This window comes from Scytonema sp. PCC 10023 (assembly GCF_963920835.1).
Lineage (GTDB): Bacteria > Cyanobacteriota > Cyanobacteriia > Cyanobacteriales > Nostocaceae > Kalymmatonema.
Genome location: NZ_CAWUDP010000302.1, coordinates 1 through 1,348, shown reverse-complemented (window position 1 = coordinate 1,348; position 1,348 = coordinate 1). Strand labels below are relative to the sequence as shown.

The 1,348-nt window shown below is 46.1% G+C and carries 1 protein-coding gene; it reads left to right on the top strand.

Annotated elements, in window-relative coordinates:
- The coding region (locus tag ACM0OZ_RS48850; RefSeq protein ID WP_414590159.1) for a tetratricopeptide repeat protein at positions 1-1,339 on the top strand (1,339 nt) is incomplete at its 5' end.
- Positions 1,340-1,348 lie beyond the last annotated feature (9 nt).

The window sequence follows — 1,348 nt, the reverse complement described above, 5'->3', positions numbered from 1 at the left end:
TCGCCAAGCGCTGGAAATGAGAAAACGTCTGCTGGGGGAACAACATCCCGATGTGGCACAAAGTTTGAATGCTCTGGCAGCGCTGTACCAAAATCAAGGACGCTACACCCAAGCCGAACCCCTGTTTCGCCAAGCGCTGGAAATGAGAAAACGTCTGCTCGGGCAACAACATCCCGATGTGGCAACTAGTTTGAATGATCTGGCAGCGCTGTACCAAAAGCAAGGACGCTACAGTGAAGCCGAACCCTTGCATCGCCAAGCTCTGGAAATGACAAAACGCCTGCTTGGGGAACAACATCCCTCTGTGGCAACTAGTTTGAATAATCTGGCAGCGCTGTACGGAAGTCAAGGACGCTACACTGAAGCCGAACCCCTGTATCGCCAAGCTCTGGAAATGACAAAACGCCTGCTCGGGGAACAACATCCCTCTGTGGCATCTAGTTTGAATAATCTGGCATTGCTGTACGAGAGTCAAGGACGCTACAGTGAAGCCGAACCCCTGTATCGCCAAGCGCTAGAAATGACAAAACGCCTGCTGGGGGAACAACATCTACTGGTGGCAACTAGTTTGAATAATCTTGCATTTCTGTATTGGAGACAAGCTAAAATTACAAATGCCCTTGAGATTTTTGGAAACGGACTACAGGTAGATGAACAAAACCTGATTTACAACCTAAATGCAGGCTTTGAACGCCAAAAACGCGACTACCTAGCAACTATCTCTGGAACTATACACGCTACCATCTCCCTACACCTCAACTCTGCACCCAACAACCCTACTGCTGCTCGTTTAGCCCTGACTACCATCTTGCAACGCAAAGGACGTATTTTAGATATCTTCACCAATAGTCTACAAATCTTGCGCCAGCGTGTTAATGACACAGATAGCCAAAAATTAATCAATGAACTATCTGACACCTACAGCCAACTGGCAAGTTTGATTTACAATCGCCCAGAGAAACTTTCTGTTGATCAGTATCGCTTGCAAGTTGTCTCCCTGGAAGAAACGGCAAAACAACTAGAAAGCAAACTCAGTGCTCGTAGTGCAGAATTTCGTAGTCTGTCCCAACCTGTGAGGTTGGAAGCTATCCAAAAATTAATTCCTGCTGATGGAGCTTTAGTGGAAATAGTTCGATATAAACCTTTTAATCCCCAAGCATCAGCAAACCAAAGTTTTGGTTCACTGCGTTACGCCGTCTACATCCTCAAGTCTCAAGGAGAACCTCAAGCTATCGACTTAGGCGATGCAAAAGAAATTGAACCAACTCTAGAATTATTCGGTAATTCTTTGCGACTGGAGTTTAGACTAACACATGACAAAATGACCCAGCAGCACTGAGTTTACAAG